At 70.6% G+C, this 255-nt stretch carries 1 pseudogene; it reads left to right on the top strand.

The window, feature by feature from the left end:
• A pseudogene (locus tag EHS43_RS46110) lies at positions 1–255 on the top strand (IS701 family transposase); the annotation flags it as partial.

Genomic DNA, 255 nt, shown 5'->3' with positions numbered 1-255 from the left:
TGTCCTGGAGGGAAGGCTCCCGGCCCGGCAAGTCGATCAGCGGATTCAAGCGCATGTACTCGCGGTTCGTGGCCCTGCGCATCCGCCCGGCCGGACGCGGCGTCCGCAAGACCAGCGACGGTCCTGAACTGCCCGAACGCTGGCTGCTGGCCGAATGGCCCGCCACCGAACCCGAACCCGTGCAGTTCTGGCTCTCCAGCCTGCCCTCCGGGATGCCGCTGGCCACGCTGGTGCGGCTGGCCAAGCTGCGCTGGC

Source organism: Streptomyces sp. RP5T (genome assembly GCF_003933965.1).
GTDB lineage: Bacteria > Actinomycetota > Actinomycetes > Streptomycetales > Streptomycetaceae > Streptomyces.
The sequence above is the reverse complement of the archived record's forward strand: the minus strand, read 5'-3'. Positions and strand labels throughout refer to the sequence as shown.